The 24,620-nt window shown below is 67.0% G+C and carries 21 protein-coding genes; 14 read left to right on the top strand and 7 right to left on the bottom strand.

Going from position 1 to position 24,620, the window contains the following annotated elements; all coding sequences use genetic code 11:
- The first annotated feature begins 149 nt into the window (after positions 1-149).
- The 10 genes from cysE (at position 150) to iscX (ending at position 7,718) form a co-directional block, all read left to right on the top strand.
- On the top strand, positions 150-905 hold the full coding sequence (gene cysE, locus TBU01S_RS14325; protein ID WP_068637304.1) for a serine O-acetyltransferase: 756 nt from the start codon (positions 150-152) through the stop codon (positions 903-905).
- Between the two features lie 125 nt (positions 906-1,030).
- A complete protein-coding gene (gene iscR, locus TBU01S_RS14320) occupies positions 1,031-1,513 on the top strand; it encodes a Fe-S cluster assembly transcriptional regulator IscR (protein WP_068637303.1) in 483 nt (160 codons plus the stop codon).
- Between the two features lie 8 nt (positions 1,514-1,521).
- Complete coding sequence (locus TBU01S_RS14315; protein WP_068637302.1) at positions 1,522-2,685, top strand: cysteine desulfurase family protein; 1,164 nt, start codon at positions 1,522-1,524, stop codon at positions 2,683-2,685.
- Positions 2,686-2,741: 56 nt separating this feature from the next.
- Positions 2,742-3,953, top strand: a complete 1,212-nt coding sequence (locus TBU01S_RS14310) for an IscS subfamily cysteine desulfurase (RefSeq protein ID WP_068637301.1) — start codon at positions 2,742-2,744, stop codon at positions 3,951-3,953.
- 39 nt (positions 3,954-3,992) lie between these two features.
- The gene (iscU, locus tag TBU01S_RS14305; protein WP_068637300.1) at positions 3,993-4,376 is read left to right on the top strand and encodes a Fe-S cluster assembly scaffold IscU; all 384 of its coding nucleotides are present in this window, start codon (positions 3,993-3,995) and stop codon (positions 4,374-4,376) included.
- A gap of 26 nt (positions 4,377-4,402) precedes the next feature.
- Positions 4,403-4,726 (top strand): iron-sulfur cluster assembly protein IscA, encoded by a 324-nt coding sequence (gene iscA, locus TBU01S_RS14300; protein WP_068637299.1) that lies wholly within the window; start codon positions 4,403-4,405, stop codon positions 4,724-4,726.
- A gap of 16 nt (positions 4,727-4,742) precedes the next feature.
- Complete coding sequence (hscB, locus tag TBU01S_RS14295) at positions 4,743-5,276, top strand: Fe-S protein assembly co-chaperone HscB (RefSeq protein ID WP_068637298.1); 534 nt, start codon at positions 4,743-4,745, stop codon at positions 5,274-5,276.
- A gap of 23 nt (positions 5,277-5,299) precedes the next feature.
- Positions 5,300-7,174 carry a Fe-S protein assembly chaperone HscA gene (gene hscA / locus TBU01S_RS14290; protein ID WP_068637297.1) on the top strand — a complete coding sequence of 625 codons (1,875 nt, stop codon included), beginning with the start codon at positions 5,300-5,302 and terminating at the stop codon, positions 7,172-7,174.
- A 6-nt stretch (positions 7,175-7,180) separates the two neighbouring features.
- Positions 7,181-7,522, top strand: coding sequence for an ISC system 2Fe-2S type ferredoxin (fdx, locus tag TBU01S_RS14285; RefSeq protein ID WP_068637296.1), 342 nt, complete (start codon positions 7,181-7,183; stop codon positions 7,520-7,522).
- A 1-nt stretch (position 7,523) separates the two neighbouring features.
- A complete protein-coding gene (gene iscX, locus TBU01S_RS14280) occupies positions 7,524-7,718 on the top strand; it encodes a Fe-S cluster assembly protein IscX (RefSeq protein ID WP_068637295.1) in 195 nt (64 codons plus the stop codon).
- A 60-nt stretch (positions 7,719-7,778) separates the two neighbouring features.
- On the opposite strand, the gene TBU01S_RS14275 is transcribed toward iscX, so the two are convergent.
- From TBU01S_RS14275 to dapC, 6 genes are read right to left on the bottom strand one after another with little or no spacing between them, the layout of a single operon-like run.
- On the bottom strand, positions 7,779-8,234 hold the full coding sequence (locus tag TBU01S_RS14275) for a response regulator (RefSeq protein WP_068637294.1): 456 nt from the start codon (positions 8,232-8,234) through the stop codon (positions 7,779-7,781).
- A gap of 45 nt (positions 8,235-8,279) precedes the next feature.
- Positions 8,280-9,299, bottom strand: coding sequence for a 50S ribosomal protein L3 N(5)-glutamine methyltransferase (gene prmB / locus TBU01S_RS14270; RefSeq protein WP_068637293.1), 1,020 nt, complete (start codon positions 9,297-9,299; stop codon positions 8,280-8,282).
- Positions 9,300-9,336: 37 nt separating this feature from the next.
- Positions 9,337-10,479, bottom strand: a complete 1,143-nt coding sequence (gene dapE / locus TBU01S_RS14265) for a succinyl-diaminopimelate desuccinylase (RefSeq protein ID WP_068637292.1) — start codon at positions 10,477-10,479, stop codon at positions 9,337-9,339.
- A gap of 35 nt (positions 10,480-10,514) precedes the next feature.
- A complete protein-coding gene (locus TBU01S_RS14260; RefSeq protein ID WP_068637291.1) occupies positions 10,515-11,687 on the bottom strand; it encodes a PilT/PilU family type 4a pilus ATPase in 1,173 nt (390 codons plus the stop codon).
- Positions 11,688-11,732: 45 nt separating this feature from the next.
- Complete coding sequence (gene dapD, locus TBU01S_RS14255; protein WP_068637290.1) at positions 11,733-12,554, bottom strand: 2,3,4,5-tetrahydropyridine-2,6-dicarboxylate N-succinyltransferase; 822 nt, start codon at positions 12,552-12,554, stop codon at positions 11,733-11,735.
- Positions 12,555-12,575: 21 nt separating this feature from the next.
- Entirely contained in the window at positions 12,576-13,769 is a 1,194-nt protein-coding gene (gene dapC, locus TBU01S_RS14250) for a succinyldiaminopimelate transaminase (protein WP_068637289.1), read from the bottom strand.
- A 221-nt stretch (positions 13,770-13,990) separates the two neighbouring features.
- On the opposite strand from dapC, the gene smc reads away from it, so the two are divergent.
- The 4 genes from smc (at position 13,991) to galU (ending at position 21,721) form a co-directional block, all read left to right on the top strand.
- A complete protein-coding gene (gene smc / locus TBU01S_RS14245; protein ID WP_174524540.1) occupies positions 13,991-17,527 on the top strand; it encodes a chromosome segregation protein SMC in 3,537 nt (1,178 codons plus the stop codon).
- 34 nt (positions 17,528-17,561) lie between these two features.
- On the top strand, positions 17,562-18,665 hold the full coding sequence (locus TBU01S_RS14240; RefSeq protein WP_068637288.1) for a cell division protein ZipA: 1,104 nt from the start codon (positions 17,562-17,564) through the stop codon (positions 18,663-18,665).
- Complete coding sequence (gene ligA, locus TBU01S_RS14235) at positions 18,665-20,719, top strand: NAD-dependent DNA ligase LigA (protein WP_068637287.1); 2,055 nt, start codon at positions 18,665-18,667, stop codon at positions 20,717-20,719. Before TBU01S_RS14240 ends, ligA begins: the two co-directional genes overlap by 1 nt.
- A gap of 96 nt (positions 20,720-20,815) precedes the next feature.
- Positions 20,816-21,721 carry a UTP--glucose-1-phosphate uridylyltransferase GalU gene (gene galU / locus TBU01S_RS14230; RefSeq protein WP_068637286.1) on the top strand — a complete coding sequence of 302 codons (906 nt, stop codon included), beginning with the start codon at positions 20,816-20,818 and terminating at the stop codon, positions 21,719-21,721.
- 84 nt (positions 21,722-21,805) lie between these two features.
- Here the strand turns inward: galU and TBU01S_RS14225 are convergent, their stop codons facing one another.
- On the bottom strand, positions 21,806-24,550 hold the full coding sequence (locus TBU01S_RS14225; RefSeq protein ID WP_169802975.1) for a cation-transporting P-type ATPase: 2,745 nt from the start codon (positions 24,548-24,550) through the stop codon (positions 21,806-21,808).
- Positions 24,551-24,620: the final 70 nt, after the last annotated feature.

Here is a 24,620-nt window from a genome sequence, read left to right as displayed (position 1 = left end):
CCGTGAGCGGCCTGGGGTGCGGCCGTTTCAAGTTTGTCGCCAAGTCGATTAAAATCGTCGGGAATTCGGCGTCGGCAGGTATGTGCGTTTCCGGCCCCGCATCCGTTTTCCGTACTGTCAGTCCAATCCATTCCGGAGTCCGTCCAAAAATGTTCAGCCGCCTGCGTGAAGACCTGGCCAGCGTTCGCGAACGCGATCCTGCAGCCCGCTCCACGTTCGAGGTGCTGACCTGTTACCCGGGCGTGCATGCGCTGATGTTCCATCGTCTCGCCCACGGGGCGTGGCGCCGGCAATGGTTCTGGCTGGGCCGTTTCCTGAGCCACGTCAGCCGTTTCCTGACCGGGATCGAAATCCACCCTGGCGCGATCATCGGCAGGCGGGTCTTCATCGACCACGGCATGGGCGTGGTCATCGGCGAAACGGCGGAGATCGGCGACGACTGCACGATCTACCAGGCCGTCACGCTGGGCGGCACTTCGCTCTACCGCGGTACCAAGCGGCATCCGACGCTGGGCAGGGGCGTGGTGGTCGGCGCCGGCGCCAAGGTACTGGGCGGCTTCACCGTCGGCGACGGTGCCAAGATCGGCTCGAATGCGGTGGTCGTGAAGCCGGTGCCCTCCGGCGCGACGGCTGTCGGCAACCCGGCCCGGATCGTCGACGCCGAGCGCGACGCGCAACGTGAGCAGAAGGCGGAGCAGATGGGCTTCAGCGCTTACGGCGTCACCCGCGACATGGACGACCCCGTGTCCAAGGCGCTGCACGGCCTGCTGGATCATGCGGTCGAAACCGACCGCCGCCTGCTGGCGATGGCGGCCCGGCTCGAGGCAGCCGGCCTGCAACTCGACTCGTCGATCGAGGCGAAGGATGATTTCGATGCCTCTCGCCTGTCGCGGATGGTGGATTGAAGCCATCGGTCTCTCCATATAGTTGACCGTTTTTGTCGGGATAAGTATAGTTGACCGAAACGTTCGGGTATTCAGGATGCGTGGCATCCTTGCCGGGCGACTCAAGGTTTCGGAGAGATGACGCGATGAGATTGACGACCAAGGGACGTTTCGCCGTGACGGCGATGATCGATCTGGCGGCGCGCCAGGACGACGGTCCGGTGACGCTGGCAGGCATCGCCGAACGGCAGAAGATCTCGCTGTCCTATCTCGAACAGCTGTTCGGCAAGCTGCGCCGCCACGATCTGGTCAGCAGCGTACGCGGCCCGGGCGGCGGCTACCGCCTGGTGCGCAGCATGGACGAGATCACGGTGGCGGACATCATCATCGCCGTGGACGAGCCGCTGGATGCCACGCAATGCGGCGGCAAGCAGAACTGCCACGACGCGCAGCGCTGCATGACGCACGATCTGTGGGCCAACCTGAACAAGCGCATGTACGCCTATCTCGATTCCGTGACCCTGCGTGCGCTCGTCGAGCGCCAGGTCAAGCCGGATTCCGACATGGCGGTCCTGAAGAACATCCGCCGCCGCGCCACGCTGCAGGCGCGTGAAATCGCGGCAGCTTGAGGGCAGGGATGAGTTTTGCCCCGGTCTATCTCGACTGGAACGCCACGACGCCGCTCGATCCGCTGGTGCGCGAAGCCATGCTGCCCTGGCTGGGCGCAGCCGAGCCGGTTCGTTTCGGCAATGCGTCGAGCCGGCACGAATACGGCAGGCAGGCGCGCGCAGCCGTCGACGAGGCGCGTGCGCGCGTGGCCGCGGCAGTCGGCGCTCACGCGACGGAAGTGATCTTCACCAGCGGCGGTTCGGAAGCGAACAACCTCTTCCTGAAAGGCGCGGCGGCCTGTCTCAAGCCCGGTACCGTCGCCGTCAGCGCGATCGAGCATCCCTGTGTGCGCGAACCGGCAAAGCAGTTGCAGCGAACCGGCTGGACGCTGAAGGAAATCGCGGTCGACGCGCATGGCGTGATCGATGCGGCCGACTGGGGCGCAACGCTGCAGGCCAAGCCGGCGCTGGTGTCGGTGATGCTGGCCAACAACGAGACGGGCGTGCTGCAGGACATTGCCGCGCTGGCGGCCGAGGCGCGCAAGCCGGGCGCCTGGTTCCACACCGACGCGGTGCAGGCGCTGGGCAAGGCCGAGCTGGATTTCCGTGCCTTGGGCGTCAATGCGATGACGCTGTCGGCGCACAAAATCGGCGGTCCGCTCGGCGCGGGCGCGCTGGTGGTGGACAAGCGTGTCGAACTGGCGCCGCTGATCGCCGGGGGCGGGCAGGAGCGCGGGCTGCGCTCCGGCACCGAGAACGTGGCGGCGATCGTCGGCTTCGGTGTCGCCTGCGAACGGGCGGTGGCGCACCGCGAAACCGAGGCGCAGCGGCTGGCGCTGCTGCGTGGCGAGATCGAGACAGGTCTGGCCGCGCTCGGTGCCACCGTGTTTTCACGGGCAGCGCAGCGCCTGCCGAATACGGTATTTTTCGCCTTCGGCAACATCGATGGCGAAACCCTGGTGGGCAAGCTGGATCGCGCGGGCTTTGCCTGCGCCAGCGGTTCGGCCTGCTCGAGCGCCCAGCCCGAGCCGTCCCATACCTTGCTGGCGATGGGCGTCGATCCGGTGGTGGCGCGCGGAGCGGTGCGCGTCAGCCTTGGGCGCATGACCACGGCTGACGACGTGGCGCGATTCGTCGCGACCCTGTCGCGCGTGGTCGAAGATTTGAGAAAACTGGCGTCGGTGGCGGGCTGAACCGCGCCGGCGTTCGAAACCTGACAACGAGACAAACCCCTCTGCGGAGAGATGCAATGCTGAAGTTCCCGATCTACCTCGACTACTCTGCGACGACGCCGGTGGATCCGCGCGTGGCGGCGAAGATGATCCCGTGGCTGACCGAACACTTCGGCAACCCGGCCAGCCGCTCGCACGCCTACGGCTGGGAAGCCGAGCAGGCGGTCGAGGAAGCGCGCGAACAGGTCGCGGCGCTGGTCGGGGCCGATGCCAAGGAAATCGTCTGGACCTCGGGCGCGACCGAGTCGAACAACCTCGCGATCAAGGGTGCGGCGCACTTCTACCAGGGCAAGGGCAAGCACGTCATCACGGTCAAGACCGAACACAAGGCAGTGCTCGACACGGTGCGCGAACTCGAACGCGAAGGCTTCGAGGCCACTTATCTCGACGTGCAGGAAAACGGCCTGATCGACCTCGAGGTGCTGAAGGCGGCGATCCGTCCGGACACCATCCTGGTGTCGGTGATGTTCGTCAACAACGAAGTCGGCGTGGTGCAGCCGATCGCCGAAATCGGCGAGATCTGTCGCAGCAAGGGCATCGTCTTCCACGTCGATGCGGCGCAGGCCACCGGCAAGGTCGCCATCGACCTCGGCAGCCTGAAGGTCGACCTGATGAGCTTCTCCGCGCACAAGACCTATGGCCCCAAGGGCGTCGGCGCGCTGTACGTGCGCCGCAAGCCGCGCGTGCGCCTCGAAGCGCAGATGCACGGCGGCGGCCACGAGCGCGGCATGCGCTCGGGTACGCTGGCGACGCACCAGATCGTCGGCATGGGCGAGGCCTTCCGCCTCGCGCGCGAGGAAATGGCGGGCGAGAACGAACGCATCCTCAGGCTGCGTGACAAACTGATGAACGGCCTGACCGGCATCGAGGCGACCTACGTCAATGGCGACCTCGAGCATCGCGTGCCGCACAACCTGAACATTTCCTTCGCTTACGTCGAAGGCGAGTCGCTGATCATGGCGATCAAGGACATCGCGGTCTCCAGCGGCTCGGCCTGCACCTCGGCCAGCCTGGAGCCGTCCTACGTGCTGCGTGCGCTGGGCCGCAACGACGAACTGGCGCACAGTTCGATCCGCTTCTCGATCGGCCGCTTCACCACCGAGGAAGAAGTCGATTTCACCATCGATCTGCTGCGGAACAAGATCGGCAAGCTGCGCGAGCTGTCGCCGCTGTGGGAGATGTACAAGGAAGGCATCGACCTCGACACGGTGCAGTGGGCCGCGCACTGAGCGCCAACGAATAAAGACGGAAACCCCTGGAGAAACATCATGGCTTACAGCGACAAGGTCCTGGACCATTACGAAAACCCCCGCAACGTCGGCTCCTTCGGCAAGGAGGAAGAAGGCGTGGCCACCGGCATGGTCGGCGCCCCCGCCTGTGGCGACGTCATGAAGCTGCAGATCAAGGTCGGCAAGGACGGCGTGATCGAGGATGCGAAGTTCAAGACCTACGGCTGCGGCTCGGCGATCGCGTCGAGCTCGCTGGTGACCGAATGGGTCAAAGGCAAGACGATCGACCAAGCGCTGGACATCAAGAACACCCAGATCGCCGAGGAACTGGCGCTGCCGCCGGTCAAGATCCACTGCTCGATCCTGGCCGAGGATGCGATCAAGGCCGCCGTGGCCGACTATCGCAAGAAGCATCCGGCCTGAACGGCCGCGAACAGGAGGCAAGAACCATGGGCGTGACCCTGTCTGAAAACGCTGCGCGCCATGTGGCGAATTTCATCGCCAAGCGCGGCAAGGGCTTCGGCATCCGCCTCGGGGTGAAGACCTCGGGATGCTCGGGCATGGCCTACAAGCTCGAATTCGTCGACGACACCCACGACGAGGATCTGGTGTTCGACAGCCACGGCGTCAAGGTCGTGGTCGATCCGAAGAGCCTGGCCTATCTGGAAGGCACAGAGCTGGATTTCGTCAAGGAAGGGCTGAACGAGGGCTTCAGGTTCAACAACCCGAACGTCAAGGACCAGTGCGGCTGCGGCGAGAGTTTCAACGTCTGATGGCGCGCGACGAGGCATGAGCATCGATCTCAAGCAGGACCATTTCAGCCTGTTCGGTCTGCCGCGCAGCTATGCTCTGGACGAGGCGGCGCTCGAAGCCGCCTGGCATGGCCTGCAGTCACAGGTCCATCCCGACCGCTACGCTCATCTGCCGGATGTCGACAAGCGTCGCGCGATGCAATGGGCGACGCACGTCAACGAGGGTTTTCGCACGCTGCAGAAGCCGCTGTCCCGCGCCCGCTATCTGCTGGAACTGGCGGGCGTGGACGTTGGCGCCGAAACCAACACCGCGATGTCGCCCGAATTCCTGATGGAGCAGATGGAATGGCGCGAAGCGGTCGAGGAGGCGCGCCAGGCGGCGGAGGTCGAGGACCTGGAGCAACTGCACACGCGCCTGCTGCGCCATGCGCGGGCGGTGCGTGCCGAGCTGGAACGCCAGCTCGATGTCGAACATGACCATGCCGCAGCAGCCGACACCGTGCGCCGGCTGATGTTCATCGAAAAACTCCAGCACGAGATCGACGAAGCCCTGCTCGCGCTCGAAGGCTGAACACAAGAGGCACGGATTCCCTGATGGCCCTGTTGCAGATCGCCGAACCCGGCATGTCCCCCGAACCGCACAAACACCGGCTTGCGGTGGGCATCGACCTCGGGACCACCAATTCGCTCGTCGCCAGCGTGCGCAACGGCATCGCCGTGTGCCTGCCGGACGAATCCGGCCGCAGCATGCTGCCGTCCGTGGTGCGCTACCACGCCGATGGCAGCATCGAAGTCGGGCAGGGCGCATTGAAGGCGCAGGCCACCGATCCGCGCAACGCCATCGTCTCGGTCAAGCGCTTCATGGGCCGCGGCCTGAAGGACGTCGCCCACGTCGAGGCCATCATGCCCTACGACTTCGAGGACGGACCGGGCATGCTGCGGCTGCGCACAGTGCAGGGCGTCAAGAGCCCGGTCGAAGTGTCGGCCGAGATCCTGCGCGCGCTGCGGGTGCGCGCCGAAGCCAGCCTGGGCGGTCCGCTGGTGGGCGCGGTCATCACGGTGCCGGCCTACTTCGACGATGCCCAGCGCCAGGCGACCAAGGATGCGGCACGCCTGGCCGGACTGGACGTGCTGCGCCTGCTCAACGAACCCACCGCCGCGGCGGTCGCCTATGGCCTGGACAATGCCGCCGAGGGCGTCTACGCCGTCTACGACCTCGGCGGCGGCACCTTCGACCTGTCGATCCTGAAGCTGTCGCACGGCGTGTTCGAGGTGCTGTCGACCAATGGCGATGCCGCGCTCGGTGGGGACGACTTCGACCACCGCCTGTTCTGCGCCATCCTCGAGCGCGCCGCGATCGCGCCGCCTTCGCTCGAGGACGCCCGCCGCCTGCAGATGAAGGCGCGCGAGGTCAAGGAACTGCTGACCTCGTGCGAGGAAGCGCCGATCCACCTGCGCCTGGGGTCGGGCGAACTGGTCGATCTCGTCGTCACCCGCGACGAATTCGCCGACATGACCCGCCACCTGGTGCAGAAGACGCTGACGCCGGTGCGCAAGGCCTTGCGCGACGCCGGGCTGACGCCGGAAGAGATCAAGGGCGTGGTGATGGTCGGCGGCGCCACGCGGATGCCCCACATCCAGCGCGCGGTCGCTGCTTTCTTCGGCCAGGAGCCGCTGACCAATCTCGACCCCGACAAGGTGGTCGCGCTCGGCGCCGCGATGCAGGCCAACGTCCTGGCCGGCAACCGCGCCGAACAGGACGACGACTGGCTGCTGCTCGACGTCATTCCGCTGTCGCTCGGCCTGGAGACCATGGGCGGGCTGGTGGAGAAGGTCGTGCCACGCAACTCCACGCTGCCGATCGCGCGCGCGCAGGAATTCACCACCTTCAAGGACGGCCAGACGGCAATGGCTTTCCATGTCGTGCAGGGCGAGCGCGAGCTGGTCGCCGACTGCCGCTCGCTGGCGCGCTTCGAGCTGCGCGGCATCCCGCCGATGGTGGCGGGCGCGGCGCGCATCCGCGTGACTTTCCAGGTCGATGCCGACGGCCTGCTGTCGGTGTCGGCGCGCGAGATGTCCTCGGGCGTCGAAGCGAGCGTGCTGGTGAAGCCGTCCTACGGCCTGTCCGACGACGAGATCGCCGAAATGCTGAAATCCGGCGTCGAACATGCTGGCGACGACATGATGCTGCGCGCGCTGCGCGAACAACAGGTCGAAGCCGAGCGCGTGATCGAGGCCACCGAGCAGGCGCTGGCCAAGGACGGCCATCTGCTCGATGCCGGCGAGCGCGCCGCGATCGATGCCGCGATCGAACATCTGCGCGTGCTGCGTGCCGGCAGCGACCACCGTGCCATCAAGACCGGCATCGACGCCTTCGCGCGTGCCACCGACGAATTCGCCGCCCGCCGCATGGACAACAGCATCCGCACTGCGCTGGCCGGCCACAAGGTAGACGAGTTGGAACTCTGACCCATCATGACCCAGATCATTGTCCTTCCCCATGTCGAACTCTGCCCCGACGGCAGCGTGATCGAAGCCAAGCCGGGCCAGTCGGTCTGCGAGAGCCTGATCGAGAACGACATCTACATCGAGCATGCCTGTGAGATGTCCTGCGCGTGCACGACCTGCCACGTCATCGTGCGCGAGGGTTTCGAGTCGCTGCCTCCCGCCGAGGAAGAGGAAGAGGACCTGCTCGACAAGGCCTGGGGGCTGGAGCCGCAATCGCGACTGTCGTGCCAAGCCCAGGTCGGCGACACGCCGCTGGTGGTGGAAATCCCGCGCTACACGATCAACATGGCCCGCGAAGGAAAGCACTGAAATGAAATGGACCGACGTGCAGGAAATCGCCATCCAGTTGTCGGAAGCCCGGCCGGATGTCGATCCGACCAGGGTGAATTTCGTCGACCTGATGAACTGGGTGATCGCGCTGCCCGAATTCGACGACGACCCCAAGCGCTGCGGCGAGCGCATCCTGGAAGGCATCCAGCAGGCCTGGATCGACGAGCTCGCCTGAGCTTCTCGCACATGACGGGCGCTCGCGTGGCGCCTGTCCTTTGTAGTACCCCGGCCCGACTCAATAGCCGTTGCGGGTGCTGGCGTCGCTGCTTTCGTTGACCTCCAGCCAGTAGCGGCCGAGCAGGCCGATGACCTGCACGAAGCGCTCGAAGTCCACCGGCTTGCGCACGTAGCTGTTCGCGCCGAGATTGTAGGCCTGCTGCAGATCGAGCGATTCGCGCGAGGTGGTCAGCACCACCACCGGCAGCAGCGTGGTGCGCGAATCGGCGCGGATGTGGCGCAGCACTTCCAGGCCGTCGATGCGCGGCAGCTTCAGGTCCAGCATCACCACGGCAGGCAGCGGTCCGCTGCTGCCGGCATAGCTGCCGGTGCCGAACAGGTAGTCCAGCGCCTCGGCACCGTCATGTACCACGATCACCGGGTTGGTGATCTGGTTCTTGCTGAAGGCGTGAAGCGCGAGCGCTTCGTCGTCGGGATTGTCCTCGACGAGCAGGATCGGACGGTTGTTGCTCATCGCTCTAAGCCCCCTGATTCAGTCCTGTGGCGATGCAGTGGAAACTCAAGGCTCGGCGCTGGGCTTCCGGTCGCCGGATCGCCGGCCGCCCGGCGCCGGATTGCCGGCCAGATCTTCCCTTCTCAGCACGAACACCATGTCGTCGCCGCCACGGGTGGAGAGCCAGGTGAAGGGCAGGTCGGGGAAAGCCTCTTCGACGATGTCGCGGTTGTGGCCGACCTCGACGGCCAGCAGGCCGTTCGGGTTCAGGTACTCCGCGCCTTCGGCGATCAGCCGCCTCACGACGTCCAGCCCGTCATCGCCGGCGGCGAGCGCCATGTGCGGCTCGTGCAGGTATTCGGGGGGCAGGGCGTCCATCGCGTCGCCCGTGACGTAGGGTGGATTGCTCAGGATCAGGTCGTAGCGGCGTCCGCCGAGGGCCGAGAACACGTCCGACTGCACCAGCTCGATGCGTGCATCCAGGCCGTAGTCGCTCACGTTCTGCAGCGCGACGTCGAGCGCGTCTTCGGACAGGTCCGCGGCCGTGACTTCGGCGTTGGGGAAAGCATGCGCCATCAGCACGGCGAGACAGCCGGAGCCGGTACACATGTCCAGCACGCTGGTGACTTTTTCGGGTTCGTCGATCCATCCCGCGAGGCCGTCTTCCAGCAGTTCGGCGAAGAAGGAGCGCGGTACGATGACGCGCTCGTCGACCGTGAAGCGGAAGTCGCCCAGCCAGGCTTCGCCGAGGATGTAGGCGGTCGGCACGCGTTCGCCGGCGCGGCGTTCGATCGCTTCGAACAGGGCGATGCGCTCCTCGGCCGGAATGCAGGCATCGAGGAAGGGCTCGAGCCGGTCAAGCGGCAGCGCCAGCGAACCCAGCAGCAGCCACACGGCTTCGTCGTAGCTGTCGTTGGTGCCATGGCCGCAGAAGATGCCGGCGCGGTTGAAGCGGGTGACGGCATAACGCAGCCAGTCGCGTACGGTGACCAGCTCGGCCAGCGGGCCGTGCTCGTGCATATGATCATGCTCGTGGTCGCAATGCGCGTGGTCGCAATGCGCGTGATCGGACGAATGTTGGTTCATGGAAATGTGATTCCTTGTTTCGGGCGGCCGGACGGCTTCATGCGGCCAGCAGGGCGCGCAGGGTGCGTTCGTAAACCTGGGACAGCGGTTCGATCGCCGAGACGGCGATGCGTTCGTCGACCTGGTGGATGGTGGCGTTGACCGGGCCGAACTCGACGACTTCGGCGCAGATGTCGGCAATGAAGCGCCCGTCCGAAGTGCCGCCGGTGGTGGAAAGTTCGGTTTCGATGCCCAGCGTGTCGGCGATGGCGCCGGACAGCGCGGCCACCAGCTTGCCGCGGCCGGTGATGAAAGGCTTGCCCGACAGGTGCCAGTCGATCTCGTAGTCCAGACCGTGGCGGTCGAGCACTTCGTGGGTCCGCGCCTTGAGGCCGTCGGCCGAGGACACCGAGCCGAAGCGGAAGTTGAACATCACTTCGCAGACGCCCGGGATGACGTTGTTGGCGCCGGTGCCGGCATGGATGTTGGACACTTGCCAGGTGGTCGGCGGGAAGAACTCGTTGCCCTGGTCCCATTCGATCGCCGCCAGCTCCGCCAGCGCGGGCGCGAAGGCATGGATCGGATTGCGCGCGAGGTGGGGGTAGGCGACGTGGCCCTGCCGGCCCTTGACTCTCAGCGTGCCGGACAGCGAACCGCGGCGGCCGTTCTTGATCATGTCGCCGAGCGCATGCACCGAGGTCGGTTCGCCGACGATGCAGTAGTCGAGCCGTTCGCCGCGTGCCGCCAAGGCCTCGACCACCTTGACCGTGCCGTGCGTGGCGATGCCTTCCTCGTCCGAGGTCAGCAGCAGGGCGACGCTGCCGCCGTGGCCCGGATGGGCCGCGACGAAGCGCTCGATCGCGGTGACGAAGGCGGCGAGCGAGGATTTCATGTCGGCCGCGCCGCGGCCGTGGAGCATGCCGTCGATGATGGTGGGCTCGAACGGCGGCGTCTTCCAGGCCGCCGCCGGGCCGGGCGGGACGACGTCGGTGTGGCCGGCGAAGCACAGCACCGGCTGCGCCTTGCCGCGGCGCGCCCACAGGTTGGAGACGCCGCCGGTGTCGATGCGCTCGCAGCCGAAGCCGGCTGCACGCAGCCGTTCGGCGAGAAGTTCCAGGCAGCCCGCGTCGTCGGGCGTGACCGAGGGGCGGGCGATGAGTTCGCAGGCGAGGGCCAGCGTGGGGGAGTCGGCGTGAGGCATTCAGTGTGATCTAGGCGTGGGGTGGACAATCGCGCTCAGTCCCGGTCTGCGTGCAGCGTGAACTCCTGAAACGAGGCGCCGCCGCCATCCGGGTCGAAATTGAGCAGGCTCGGCGAATCGGGCGGCGGCGAGGCGGCTGGCGCAGCGTCGATCTGGGCGTTGTTGATCAGCCAGTGCAGGTTGGTCGGGGAGTCGGCATTGGCCAGTGCCTCCTCGAGCGAGATGATCTTGTCGCTGTACAGCTCGTACAGACATTGTTCGAAAGTCTGGCAGCCCGGTGCCAGGCTCTGCTCCATGGCCTGCTTGATCTCGTTGATTTCGCCGCGCTCGATCAATTCGGCGATATGGCGGGTGTTCATCAGGATCTCGACCGCGGGCATGCGGCTACCGTCCGGTTTGCGCACCAGCCGTTGGGAGACGATGCTGCGCAGGGCGACGGCCAGGTCGAGATACAGCAGTTGCCGGTTCTCGAGCGGGAAGAAGTTGATGATGCGGTTGAGCGCGTGATAGGCGTTGTTGGCATGCAGCGTGGCCAGGCACAGGTGGCCCGACTGCGCGTACGAAACCGCCGCCTGCATGGTTTCCCGGTCGCGGATCTCGCCGATCAGGATGCAGTCGGGCGCTTGGCGCATCGCGTTGCGCAGGGCTTCCCGCCAGCTCAGCGTGTCGATGCCGACTTCGCGCTGGTTGACCACCGACTTGCGGTGGGTGAACAGGTATTCGATCGGATCTTCCACCGTCAGGATATGGCCGCTGCGATTGCGGTTGCGATGGTCGAGCATCGACGCCAGCGTGGTGGATTTGCCCGAGCCGGTGGCACCGACCACCAGCACCAGCCCGCGCTTTTCCATCACGATCTCGGCCAGCACCTCGGGCAGGCCGAGATCGTGGACGGAGGGAATGTTGCTCTGGATGTAGCGGGCGACGACCGCGATCGAGCTGCGCTGCCAGAAAACGTTGACGCGGAAGTTGCCCAGGTCCCGGCGGCCGAAGGATAGGTTCAGTTCGCGCTCGCGTTCGAGCTGGGCGAGCTTCTCGGCCGGCACCGCCTCTTCGACGATCCTGCGGATCATGGCCGGCTCCATGACCTGCTGGTTGATCGGCATCGTGTTGCCCTGGATCTTGATGTGGATCGGGGCGCCGGCGGTGATGAAGATGTCCGAGGCTTTCTTGTCCGCCATCAACTGGAAAAGGCTGTCGAAAATCATGCCCCGGCCATGCTCCGTCAATAAGGAAGGTTCTTGCCCACCAACTCAGGCGCCGCGCAGCAGCTCGTTGATGCCGGTCTTGGCGCGGGTCTGCGCATCGACCTTCTTCACGATCACCGCGCAGTACAGGCTGTACTTGCCGCAGGCCGAGGGCAGGCTGCCCGGCACCACGACGGCGCCGGCGGGCACGCGGCCGTAGGTGACCTCGCCGGTCTCGCGGTCGTAGATCTTGGTGCTCTGGCCGATATACACGCCCATCGACAGCACGGCGTTCTCCTCGATGACGACGCCTTCGACGACTTCCGAACGGGCGCCGACGAAGACGTTGTCCTCGATGATCACCGGACCGGCCTGCACCGGCTCGAGCACGCCGCCGATGCCGACGCCGCCGGACAGATGCACGTTCTTGCCGATCTGGGCGCAGGAGCCGACCGTGGCCCAGGTGTCGACCATCGAGCCTTCATCCACGTAGGCGCCGATATTCACATACGAAGGCATCAGCACCACGTTCCTGCCGATGAAGCTGCCCTTGCGGGCGACGGCCGGCGGCACGACACGAAAACCGCCTTCGCGGAACTGCTCGGGCGAGTAGTCGCCGAACTTGGTGTCGACCTTGTCGTAGAAATTGAGGCCGCCGGCCGACACGATTTCGTTGTCGCGCAGGCGGAAGGAGATCAGCACGGCTTTCTTGATCCACTGGTTGACCACCCACTGGCCGTCCTTCTTCTCGGCCACGCGCAGCGTGCCGGCATCCAGCCCGGCAATGACGGCCTCGACCGCATCGCGGATCTCGGCGGGAGCGGAGCTGGGCGACAGGCTGGCGCGGTTCTCGAAGGCCTCGTCGATGATCTGTTGCAGTGCTTGCATTTGGTTTTCTCTCTTGGAGTTTCAGAGACTTCTGCAGAAGTCGATGATGCGCTCGGCCGCTTCGACACACTCGTGAGTGTCGGCAACCAGCGCGATGCGGATGAATCCGGCGCCCGGGTTGACGCCGCCAGACTCCCGGGCGAGGTAGCTGCCCGGCAGGACCGTCACATTATATTCAGCCTGCAGACGGCGGGCGAACTCGGTATCCGGCAGCGGCGTGCGCACCCAATGGTAGAAGCCCGCATCCGGCATCCGGACGGGCAGCCAGGGCGCCAGCATCGGCGTGATGCGGGCGAATTTCTCGCGGTACAGGCGGCGGTTCTCGGCGACGTGTTCTTCGTCGTTCCAGGCCACGACCGATGCTGCCTGCACCGGCGGACTCATCTGGCAGCCGTGATAGGTGCGGTAGAGCACGAAGTCCTTCAGGATCCTCGCGTCGCCGGCGACGAAGCCCGAGCGCATGCCCGGCACGTTCGAGCGCTTGGACAGGCTGGAGAACATCACGATGTTGCGGAAGTCGGTGCGCCCCAGTCGCCAGGCGGCTTCGAGCCCGCCGATCGGCTTCGCCTCGTCGTCGAACCAGATTTCGGAATAGCACTCGTCGGCCGCGATGACGAAGCCGTGGCGATCGGACAGCTCGAACAACTGCTTCCATTCGTCCAGCGACAGCACGCGGCCGGTCGGGTTGCCCGGCGAGCAGACGTAGACCAGTTGCACGTCGCGCCAGACGGCCTCGTCGACGGCATCGAAGCCGGACGCGAAGCCGTTCTCCGGCAGGTGGTTCAGAAAGACGGGTTCGGCGCCGGCCAGGTAGGCCGCGCCTTCGTAGATCTGATAGAAGGGGTTCGGGCACAGCACCTTGGCACCCGGCCGGGTACCGTCGATCACGCACTGGCCGAAGGCGAACAAGGCTTCGCGCGTACCATTGACCGGCACCACCTGGGTGGCGGGGTCGATCTTCGGCAGGCCGTAGCGGCGTTCCAGCCAGTGGGCGATGGCGCCGCGCAACGCATCGCTGCCCAGCGTCAGCGGATAGCTGGACAGGCCGTCCAGGCTGTCGGCCAGGGCGTGGCGGATGAAATCGGGTGTCGGATGCCGGGGTTCGCCGATCGACAGGCGGATCGGACTCAAATCCGGCGGTGGCGTGATGCCGGCAAACAGCTGGCGCAGCTTCTCGAAGGGGTAGGGCTGGAGGCGGGTGAGGTAAGGATTCACTTTGGCACAAAATCCACGCCGCAGCAGCGTGCCGCAGCCGAGTGGGAAAGGCCGGAAATGGTATCATGGCGGGCCTTGCCGGCACTGCGCCGGGATGGCCAGCCCCGGCTGCGCAGCCGTTTTCGCCCCGTTCAATCCGCCGCCTCGTTCCGCTTGCCGCCATGCTGGCGATGGCTGCGGCCCGGCTTCCCGCTTCCAGGCATCGATCCTCTCCTTCCGACGTGCGTCTGTCCAAGCTCAAACTTGCCGGTTTCAAGACTTTCGTCGATCCGACCACGGTACTGACGCCGGGCAATCTGGTCGGTGTGGTCGGCCCCAACGGCTGCGGCAAATCCAACATCATCGACGCGGTGCGCTGGGTGCTGGGCGAGACGCGCGCTTCGGCCCTGCGCGGCGAGTCGATGCAGGACGTGATCTTCAACGGCTCGACCACGCGCAAGCCGGTGTCGCGCGCCAGCGTCGAACTGGTCTTCGACAACGCCGAAGGCCGTGCTGCCGGGCAGTGGTCGCGCTACAACGAGATTTCGGTCAAGCGCGTGCTCGACCGCTCGGGCGAGTCGACCTACTACATCAACAACGTGCACGTCCGGCGCAAGGACGTCATCGACCTGTTCCTCGGCACCGGGCTGGGGCCGCGCGCCTACGCGATCATCGAACAGGGCATGATCTCGCGCATCATCGAGGCCAGGCCCGAAGAGATCCGCGGCTTTCTCGAAGAAGCCGCCGGCGTCACCAAGTATCGCGAGCGGCGCAAGGAGACCGAAGGCCGGCTGCGCGATGCGCGCGACAACCTCGCCCGTCTCGACGACATCCGCATGGAGCTGGGCGAGCGCATCGGCCATCTCGAAGCCCAGGCCGAAGTCGCGGCGCGCTTCAACAGCCTGAGCGCGGCCCATGTGCAGAAGCAGCAACTGCTGTGGCTGCTCAAGCGCAACGAGGCCCGGGCCGAGCAGGCCCGCCTGAGCGAGGAGCTGAACGCCGCCACCTTGCGCATCGAGTCGGACAGCGCGCGCCTGCAGGAACTCGAAGCCGCCGTCGAAACGGCGCGTGAAGCGCATTTCGAAGCGTCCGAATCGGTGCACGTGGCGCAGAGCGACCTGTTCGCCGCCAGTGCCGAAGTGGCGCGGCTGGAAACCGAACTGCAGCACCTGGGCGAGGCGCGCAAGCGCCTGGAGGCCCGCCTGGCGCAGCTCGAACTCGACCGCGCTCATTGGGAGGCGCGGCGCGAGGCGCTGATCGAGGACCGCGAGCGCTGGCTGGGGCTGGCGGACAATGCGGCGATGCGTGCCGAACAGGCCGAGGCGCGGCACACCGAGATCGCCGGGCGGGTGCCCGAACTGGAGTCCGAGCGCCAGGCGGCGGATGCCACTGTCGTGACTGCGCGCCGGGAACTGGCGCAGACCGAGCAGCAACTGCGGGTCGAGGAGGCCCACCGCGCCAGCGCGACGCGGGCGCTCGATGCCTTGCAGCAGCGCCGCGGCCGCATCGAAGGCGAACGCGCGGCGATCGTCGGCCCCGACGAGCGTGAGCTGGCCGAACGTGAAGCGCGCCTCGAAGCCCTGCAGGCTTCGCTCGAAGGACAGCAGCAGACCCTGGCCGAGTTGCAGCAGGAGATGCCGGATGCGCAGGCGGCATTGAAGGCGGCGCTGGAGCACGAACGCGCGGTACAGCGCCGCCTGACCGAACTGCGTGCGCGCCGCGACGCGCTGGTGCAGTTGCAGGCCAAGGTGCAGTCGCAGGGCAAGCTCGGCGACTGGCTCAAGCGCCACGGACTGGACAGCCTGCCGCCGCTGTGGCGCAGCCTGCGCGTCGCCGAAGGCTGGGACGCGGCGGTGCAGGCGGTGCTGCGCGAGCGCCTGGCCGCGCTGCTGGCGCCCGACGCAGCGTCCGCGCGCGCCTTGCTGGATGAAGTGCCGCCGGAATCGCTCGCGGTCGTGCTCGGCACCGAACACGCTGCGCCACCGGCTGCTTCCGCCGGGGACGGCTATGCCGGGCTGGAACCGCTGCTGGCGAAAATCGAAGTGCTCGACGCCGGCCTGCAGCCGCTGCTCGCCGGCTTCCTGCGCGGGGTCCATTGCGTCGAGCACCTCGATGACTGGCTGCCGCGCCACCGCGAGCTGCCGGCCGAGGTGCTGCTGGTCGGTGCGCATGGCCAGATGCTGGGCAGGGGACTGCTGTCGCACTCGGCGCCCGACAGCCGCACCCATGGCGTCATCGAGCGCCAGCGCGAAATCGACCATCTCGCCGACGAGCAGGGCGCACTGGAAGAGGAGGCCGCCATCGCCCATGAGGCCTTGCAAGCCGCCGAAGCGGCGGCGACGGCCTTGCAGGAACGGATCAACACATTGAGGCGCGACGGCCAGGGCATGCAGGCGCAGGTCCACGCGGAGCAGGTCGAAGTGCTCAAGCTCGCGCAGGCACGCAGCCGCGCGGAAGAGCGCCATGGCCAACTGGCGCGCGATCTGGAAGACCTGGTCCATCTCGAACAGACCGAGCACGAGCATCTGGCCCGCGCCGAGCGCGACCTGGCACGGGCGGAAGAGCTCGCCGAACTGCAGCGCGAGCGCCTCGATGCCGGCATGGACGTACTGCGCGAGCGCGAGCAGGCCCTGCAGGAAGCGCGGGCGCTGGAACAGGCAGCGGCGCGCGAGCTGCAGGAAGCGAAGTTCTCCGAGCGCGAGTGCGCGGGCAAGCTAGACGACATCGGCCGCAACCTGCAACTGGCCGCCGAACAGTTCGAGCGCGCCGTCGCCGAGACGCAGACCCGGACCGCCGAGCTGGAAGCGACCGACGACAGCCGCAGCTTCGACGCCCTGCAGACCGCGCTGGCGCTGCGTTCGAGCCGCGAGGCTGCGCTGGCCGCCTGCCGCGACGCGCTGGAAGACGCCGCGGCCCGGCTTCGCCAGGCAGAGGAAACGCGGCTGCGCACCGAACAGGAAGCCGCGCCGATGCGCAACCGCGTCGCCGAGCTGCGGCTGGCGGTGCAGGCCAGCGAACTGGCGGTCGGCCAGTTCGCCGAGCGCCTGCTCGAAGTCGACGCCGACGAGGCCGCGCTGCAACCCTTGCTGGATGCAGACGTCAAGGAAAGCACGTTGCAGCGCGAAGTTTCCCGGCTGGCGCGGGAGATCGCCGAACTGGGCGCGGTCAACCTCGCCGCGCTCGACGAGCTGCGCAGCGCCTCCGAGCGCAAGGGCTATCTCGATACCCAGACCGAGGATCTGCTGCAGGCGATCGACACGCTGGAAGACGCGATCCGCCGCATCGACCGCGAGACGCGCGAGCAGTTGCAGGAAACCTACGACACCGTCAATCGCCAGTTCGGCAGCCTGTTTCCGCAGCTGTTCGGCGGCGGCCGGGCCGAACTGGTGCTGACCGGCGAGGAGATCCTGGATGCGGGCGTCCAGATCGTCGCCCAGCCGCCGGGCAAGAAGAACACCTCCATCCATCTGCTGTCCGGCGGCGAGAAGGCACTAACCGCGATTGCGCTGGTCTTTTCGATGTTCCAGCTCAATCCGGCGCCGTTCTGCATGCTTGACGAGGTGGATGCGCCACTGGACGATACGAACACCGAACGCTACGCCAACATGGTCAAGCGCATGTCCTCGCAAACCCAGTTCATCTTCATCAGCCACAGCAAGATCACGATGGAGTTCGCGCAGCAGCTGGTTGGGGTGACGATGCAGGAGCAGGGTGTGTCGCGCGTGGTGGAAGTGGACATGGAAGAAGCGCTGCGCCTGGCCGAGCCGGCGGCAGCCTGAAGAACAGCAAGGAATTCGGGAATCTCTCTTACATATGGACAGCGAACTTCAGATCGCCCTCATCGGTGCGGGTCTCGGCGTCGTGGTGCTGATTTTTGCCTACAACAAGTGGCAGGAACGCAAGCACCGCAGCAAGGCCGAAAAGGTTTTCAAATCCGAACACCGCGACGTGCTGCTCGAACCGCGCGGCGGCGGGCAGAGCGAAGAGGCGGGGGAACGTTTCGAACGGCGTGAACCGGGCTTCGGCAACGGCGACGACGAAATCCCGCGCCCGGTGCGCGAGGCATCGATCAAGCGTTCGGCCCCCGAGCTGCCCGCGCTGCTCGACGCCCGCACCGACTGCGTGATCCGCCTCGAGGCGATCGAACCGCTCGACGTGCAGCGTGTCTGGCAGGCACAGCTCGAGCACCTCGAAGGCCTGTCCAAGCCGGTCCGCTGGTTCGGCTTCAACGATGCCGAGAACCTGTGGTTCCCGCTCGGCCCCGACGCCGACGGCGCCTGCCACTGGTTCTGCGCCGCGCTGCAGCTGGTCGATCGCCGCGGTTCGATCGGCGAAGCGGACTTCATGCGTTTCTCGGGGGGCGTGCAGCGTGTCGCCGACCTCGTCATGGCGCTGCCGCCGGGCTTGCCGGCGCGCGGCGAGACGCTGCACGGCGCGGCCCAGCTCGATGGCTTCTGCGCCGAAGTGGACGTACAGATCGGCGTCAATGTGATCGCCGGCGAGCGTCCCCTCGAAGGCCGGGAAATCGCCCAGTTCGCCAGGCGCCATGAGCTGAGCCTTGCCGGCGACGGCAGCTTTCATGCCCTGGCCGACGACGGCAGCACGCTGTTCACGCTGGCCAACCTGGAAGCGGGCGCGTTTTCCGAGGACATGGCGTCGCTGGCGACCATGGGGGTCACGCTGGTCATCGACGTTCCCCGCGTGCGTGACGGCGTGGCGGCCTTCGATCACATGATGGAACTCGCCGGTGCGCTGGCGCAGCAGAGCAAGGGCACGGTGGTGGATGACAATCGTGCCCCCTTCGGCGCCGAGGCGGCTGCGATGATCCGCAGCCAGATCCGCCAGTTCCAGGATCGCATGGCCGAAAGCGGCATCCCCGCGGGCGGTCCGCTGGCAAGACGCCTGTTCGCGCTGTGATGGATTCGCCCGTTTCTGCGGCGCAGCGCGCGCAAGCGCTGCGCGACGAGATCGCTCGCCACGACCACGCCTACTACGTCCTCGATGCGCCGACGGTGCCGGACGCCGAATACGACCGCCTGTTCCGTGAACTGCAGGCGCTGGAAGAGGCGCATCCCGAGCTCCACACCGCCGATTCGCCGACCCGGCGCGTCGGCGGCAGGCCGCTCGAACAGTTCCCGCCGGTACGCCATCGGGTGCCGATGCTGTCGATCCGCACCGAGACCGACACCGAGGCCAGCGGTGCCCATACTTTCGATGCCCGCGTGCGGCGCGAGCTCGGGCTGGGCGAGGGCGATGCCGAGGTCGAGTACGTCGCCGAACTGAAGTTCGACGGCCTCGCCGTCAGCCTGCGCTACGAGCATGGCATGCTGGTGCAGGCCGCCACCCGCGGCGACGGCGAGACCGGCGAGGACGTCAGCAGCAACGTCCGCACGATGCGCGCGGTGCCGCTTCGCCTGCACGGCCAGGCGCCCGCGGTGCTGGAGATCCGCGGCGAAGTCTATATGCGCCGCGACGACTTCGAGGCACTGAACCTGCGCCAGGCCGAAGCCGGCGAAAAGACCTTCGTCAATCCGCGCAACGCCGCGGCCGGCAGCATCCGCCAGCTCGATCCGGCGATTGCCGCGCGCCGGCCGCTGTCCTTCTTCGCCTATGGCCTGGGCGAAACCGAAGGCTGGGCGCTGCCGGCGACCCATGCCGAAGTGCTCGACGCCATCGCCGCCTTCGGCCTGCCGGTGTGCGGGCACCGCGCAGTGGTGCAGGGCGCGGCCGGGCTGGCGGCCTTCCACGCGCGCATCGCCGGCCTGCGCGAGACGCTGCCCTTCGACATCGACGGCGTGGTGTACAAGGTCAATTCGCTCGAGCTGCAGCGACAGCTCGGCTTCGTCACGCGCGAGCCGCGCTGGGCGGTGGCGCACAAGTACCCGGCGCAGGAGGCGGTGACGCTGCTGCGCGGCATCGAAGTGCAGGTCGGCCGCACCGGCGCGCTGACGCCGGTGGCGCGGCTGGAACCGGTGTTCGTCGGCGGCGTCACCGTCACCAATGCCACGCTGCACAACCAGGACGAGATCGACCGCAAGGACGTGCGCATCGGCGACTGGGTGATCGTGCGCCGCGCCGGCGACGTCATTCCCGAAGTGGTCGCGCCGGTCGTCGAGCGGCGCCAGGGCGAGCTGCCGCGTTTCGACCTGCTCGAACGTTTCCCCGCCTGTCCGGTGTGCGGCTCGCATGTGGTGCGCGGCGAGGACGAAGTCGTGGCGCGCTGCACCGGCGGCCTGTTCTGCCCGGCCCAGCGCAAGCAGGCGCTGCTGCATTTCGCCGGGCGGCGGGCGATGGACATCGAGGGGCTGGGCGACAAGCTGGTCGAGCAACTGGTCGATGCCACCATCGTCAAGACGCCGGTCGACATCTACCGGCTCGGCATCCTCGCGCTGGCGAATCTGGAGCGCATGGGCGAGAAGTCGGCGCAGAACCTGCTCGCCGCGATCGAGAAGAGCCGGTCGACGACGCTGGCGCGCTTCATCTTCGCGCTCGGCATCCGCAACGTCGGCGAAGCTACCGCGCGCGATCTCGCACGCCATTTCGGCAAGCTCGATGCGCTGATGGAGGCCGACGCCGAGGCCTTGCAGCAGGTGCCGGACATCGGTCCGATCGTCGCCCGCTCCATCGTCGAGTTCTTCGGCGAACCCCACAACCGCGAAGTCATCGAGCAGTTGCGTGCCGCCGGCGTGCATTGGCCGGAGAGCGAGCAACTACGGATGCCCCAGGGCGGGCTGGCAGGGCAGACCTTCGTGATCACCGGCACCCTGCCCACGTTGACGCGCGACGAGGCCAAGGCGCTGATCGAGGCGCGGGGCGGCAAGGTCGCGGGCTCGGTGTCGAAGAAGACCACCTGGCTGATCGCCGGCGCCGAAGCCGGCTCCAAGCTGGTCAAGGCGCAGGAGCTGGGCGTGGACATCCTCGACGAGGAAGGCTTGCGTGAACTGCTGCGCAAAACGGATACAAATGCCTGATGCAGGCGGCTGCGGCTTCGCGCATGATGCCGGGCGCGCCGGCCAGCCGAGGCATGGACGGCTTTGTCGAACGATCGAACAGGGAGTGAAGCAGGCATGAAGAAGATCACCAAGGCAATATTTCCGGTCGCCGGCATGGGCACGCGCTTCCTGCCGGCGACCAAGGCCAGCCCGAAGGAGATGCTGCCGATCGTCGACAAGCCCCTGATCCAGTACGCGGTCGAAGAAGCGGTGGCAGCGGGCATCACCGACATGATCTTCATCACCGGCCGCACCAAGCGTTCGATCGAGGATCACTTCGACAAGGCCTACGAACTCGAGACCGAGCTGGAATCCCGCGGCAAGAAGGAACTGCTCGAGATCGTGCGCAAGACGGTGCCCAAGGGCGTCAACTGCATCTACACCCGCCAGTCCGAAGCGCTGGGCCTGGGCCATGCGGTGCTGTGCGCCGACAACATCGTCAATGACGAAGCTTTCGCGGTGATCCTCGCCGACGACCTGCTCGACAACAAGGACGGCACGCCGGTGCTCAAGCAGATGGTCGACGTCTTCAGCTACCACCGCTGTTCGGTACTGGGCACGATGAACGTGCCGCGCTCGGAAACGCGCAGCTACGGCATCGTCAGCACCGAGAACGAGTCGGGCAAGGTGCAGCGCATGACCGGCATCGTCGAAAAACCCAAGCCCGAGGAAGCGCCCACCACGCAGGCGGTGGTCGGCCGCTACATCCTGACGCCGCGCATCTTCGAGCACATTCGCGCCCTGAAGCCCGGCGCCGGCGGCGAGTATCAGCTCACCGACGCCATCGCCTCGCTGCTGAAGGAAGAGGCCGTGCTGGCCTACCAGTTCGACGGCGTGCGCTACGACTGCGGCTCCAAGCTGGGCTACCTGAAAGCGACCATCGAATTCGGCCTGCGCCACCCGGAAACGGGTGCCGAATTCGCCGACTATCTCGGCGAACGCTTCGGCGCGCAGCAAAAGAGTGCGAAAACCGCCAAGTAGGCGGCACCGAGAGAAAGCACTGGCAAGGAATGCGCGGGGTGGAGGGAAGCCGGCAAGCGGCCTCCCTCCACCCCGCGTCGCGTTTCAGGCGTGATGCAGCCGTGCGGCCAGCGGGGTGCGGCGGATGATGAACTTCTCCGCTTCCGCGACGCAGAACACCAGCAGGCCGGCGCCCAGCACCTTGGCCCACTCCAGCAGCGTCAGGTCGTCCGAACCGAAGATACCCTGCATCAGCGGCAGATGGGTGAAGGCCAGTTGCAGCGGAATGCAGGCGGCGATCGCCAGCAGTACGTAGCGGTTGCCGCTCAGGCGGGCGGGCGCGAGGATGAAGCGGCTGTTGACCAGATAGAACATTTCCGCCGCGACCACTGCGTTCACCGCCATCGTGCGTGCGGTCTCGATGCTGGTGCCCTTGTCCAGCTCGTACAGGAACAGGCCGAGCGCGCCGGTCATCATCAGCACCGACACCATCAGCACGCGCCAGACGAAGAAGCCCGACAGCAGGGCTTCGCCGGGCGGCCGCGGCGGACGGTTCATGATGCCGCGCTCGGCCGGCTCGAAAGCCAGCGCCAGGCCGAGCGTGCTCGACGTCACCATGTTGATCCACAGCACCTGGGCCGCCGTCAGCGGCAGGATCAGCTCGAACAGGATCGCGGCGATCACCACCAGCGCCTCGCCGCCGTTGGTCGGCAGCATGAACAGGATGAACTTCTTGAGGTTGTCGTAGACCGCCCGGCCTTCGCGCACCGCGGTGGCGATGGTGGCGAAGTTGTCGTCGGCCAGCACCATGTCGCTGGCTTCCTTGGCGGCCTCGGTGCCTTTCATGCCCATCGCCACGCCGACGTCGGCGCGCTTCAGGGCCGGGGCGTCATTGACGCCGTCGCCGGTCATCGCCACCACCTGGCCGTGCTCCTGCAAGGCCTGCACCAGGCGCAGCTTGTGCTCGGGGCTGGCGCGGGCGAAGACATCCACTTCCATCGCCACCTCGCGCAGCGTGGCATCGTCCATCACCGCCACCTCGGCGCCGGTCAGCGCCGGTTTGCCGACGCCGATGGAAAGCTGGGCACCGATCGCGCGCGCCGTTTCGGCATGGTCGCCGGTGATCATCTTGACGCGGATGCCGGCATGGTGGCAGTCGCCCACCGCGCGGATGGCTTCCTCGCGCGGCGGGTCGATGATGCCGACCAGGGCCAGCAGCACGAAGCCGGCGTCCACGTCGGCGAAATCGAGTGACTCGCCCTGCGGCGCGGCGCGCTTGCAGGCCAGTGCCAGCAGCCGCAGCCCCTGCGCGGCGACGTTGGTCGCCATGCGCCGCCAGGTGTCGATGTCCAGCGGCTCCTCGCCGTCGGCGCCCCACTGCGCGCTGCACATGTCGAAGATGCGCTCCGGCGCGCCCTTGGTGAAGATCCACGGCATGTCGTCGCTGTCGCGATGCCAGGTGGCCATGAAGCGGTGCTGGGATTCGAAGGGGATCGAATCGAGGCGGGGCCAGGCTTCGTCGCCGAGGTGCTGCGAGAAGCCGGTCTTGCCGCCGAGCACCAGCAGCGCACCTTCGGTGGGGTCGCCTTCGATTCGCCACAGATCGTCTTCCTCGCACAGGCGGGCGTCGTTGCACAGCACGCCGGCACGGATCGCCATCGCCAGCGCGGGATAGTGCTCGGGGTCGATGATGCGGCCGTCCACGCTCAGGTCGCCCACCGGTGCGTAGCCGACGCCGCCGACGTCGAACACGTGGCCGGCGCAGACCACTTTCTGCACCGTCATTTCGTTGCGCGTCAGCGTGCCGGTCTTGTCCGAGCAGATCACCGTGACCGAGCCCAGCGTCTCGACCGCCGGCAGGCGGCGGATGATCGCGTTGCGCCGCGCCATGCGCTGCACGCCGAGGGCCAGCGTGACGGTCATGATCGCCGGCAGGCCTTCGGGAATCGCGGAAGCGGCCAGTGCCACCACCATCATGAACATGTCCGCCGGCGCGTGTCCGCGCCACAGCGTGCCGAGCACGAAGGTCGCGGCCGACAGCGCCAGAATGGTCAGCGCCAGGGCGTGGCCGAAGCGATCGACCTGGCGCAGCAGCGGCGTCGTCAGACTGCGGATGTCGGCCAGCATCTGGTTGATCTTGCCGAGCTCGGTGGCTGCGCCGGTCCTGACCACGATGCCGCTGGCCTGGCCGTACACCACCAGGGTGCCGGAGTAGGCCATGCCGTGGCGGTCGCCCAGCGGCGCATCGGCGGCGACGGTGGCGGTGGTCTTCTCCACCGGCAGGGATTCGCCGGTCAGCGCGGCTTCCTCGACTCGCAGCTCCTTGACCGAGGCGAGGCGCAGATCGGCCGGCACGCGGTCGCCGGAGGCCAGCACGACAAGGTCGCCGGGCACCAGTTCGCCGGCGTCGATTTCCCGCCGGACGCCGTCGCGCACGACCATCGCGTGGGGCGAGAGCATGCCGCGGATGGCGTCGAGCGCGGATTCGGCCTTGCCTTCCTGGATGAAGCCGATGATGGCGTTGATGATCACCGCCGCCATCAGCACACCGGTGTCGACCCAGTGGCCGAGCAGCGCGGTGATCAGGGCGGCGCCCATCATCACGTACAGCAGGATGTTGTGGAACTGCATCAGCAGACGCAGCAGCGGGCCGCGCCGTTTGGGCGGTGCCAGGCGGTTCGGGCCGTAGACGCCCAGGCGCCTGGCGGCTTCGGCCTCGGTCAGTCCGCGCGTTCCGGTCTGCAGCATTTCCTCGATCTGGGAGCGGCTCAGGGTGTGCCAGCGGGTGGGCGGCTGGGACGAGGAAGGAAAAGGATCGCCGGCGTGAACGGGGCGTGAGTCTTTCGTCATGGGTCGGTCTCGATGTCCGGTCGCTTGTTGCATATTCTGACAAGCGATGCTCGACTCTTCCAGACAACGG

Origin of the sequence: Thauera butanivorans NBRC 103042 (genome assembly GCF_001591165.1) — a bacterium.
Lineage (GTDB): Bacteria > Pseudomonadota > Gammaproteobacteria > Burkholderiales > Rhodocyclaceae > Thauera > Thauera butanivorans.
The sequence above is the reverse complement of the archived record's forward strand: the minus strand, read 5'-3'. Positions and strand labels throughout refer to the sequence as shown.